The following is a 1,229-nucleotide window of genomic DNA, read 5'->3' on the forward strand; positions in this document are numbered from 1 at the left end:
TTCTTGCCGTTGACGGAGTCGGTGAGCATGACGAGGCAGAAGGGGCAGGCCGTCGACACGATGTCGGGGTTGAGGCTGAGTGCTTCGTCGACGCGTTCGGTGTTGATGCGTTTGCCGATGCGTTCTTCCATCCACATGCGGGCGCCGCCGGCGCCGCAGCAGAAGCCGCGTTCCTTGTGGCGGTGCATTTCCTGCTGGCGCAGGCCGGGGACCTTGTCCATGATCTCGCGCGGGGGCGTGTAGATCTTGTTGTGGCGGCCCAGGTAGCAGGGGTCGTGGTAGGTGATCAGGCCTTCGACGGGGGTGACGGGGATGAGTTTGCCCTCGTCGATGAGGTGCTGGAGCAGCTGGGTGTGGTGGATGACTTCGTAGTCGCCGCCGAGCTGGGGGTACTCGTTGCCCAGGGTGTTGAGGCAGTGCGGGCAGGTCGCGACGATCTTCTTCGCGGACTTCGGCTTCTTGGTCGACTCGTCCTCGTCGTCCTCGCCGAACGCCATGTTCAGCATGGCCACGTTTTCCTGGCCGAGCTGCTGGAAGAGGGGTTCGTTGCCCAGGCGGCGGGCGGAGTCACCGGTGCACTTCTCGTCGCCGCCCATGATGGCGAACGTGACGCCTGCCATGTGCAGGAGTTCAGCGAAGGCCTTGGTGGTCTTCTTCGCGCGGTCTTCCAGGGCACCGGCGCAGCCGACCCAGTACAGGTACTCGACGTCGGTGAGGTCTTCGATGTCCTTGCCGACGACGGGAATGTCGAAGTCGACTTCCTTGAGCCATTCCAGGCGCTGTTTCTTGGCCAGGCCCCAGGGGTTGCCCTTCTTCTCCAGGTTCTTGAGCATCGTCCCGGCCTCGGAGGGGAACGCGGACTCGATCATGACCTGGTAGCGGCGCATGTCGACGATGTGGTCGATGTGCTCGATGTCGACGGGGCACTGCTCGACACAGGCGCCACACGTGGTGCAGGACCACAGGACATCGGGGTCGATGACACCGTTCTCTTCCACGGTGCCGATCAGCGGCCGCTCGGCCTCCGCGAGCGCGGCGGCGGGCACATCGGCCAGCTGCTCCGCGCTCGCCTTCTCCTCGCCCTCCATGGTCTTGCCGCCACCGGCCAGCAGGTAGGGCGCCTTGGCGTGGGAGTGGTCGCGCAGCGACATGATGAGCAGCTTGGGGGAGAGCGGCTTGCCGGTGTTCCAGGCGGGGCACTGCGACTGGCAGCGACCACACTCCGTGCA

Annotated in this window: 1 protein-coding gene; it reads right to left on the bottom strand. The window is 65.3% G+C overall.

Features of this window, described 5'->3' with window-relative positions; genetic code table 11:
• On the bottom strand, positions 1 to 1,229 hold a 1,229-nt coding region (locus ACZ69I_RS38995), incomplete at both ends, for a (Fe-S)-binding protein (protein WP_470837261.1).

The organism is Streptomyces sp. NPDC036815, from assembly GCF_055609205.1.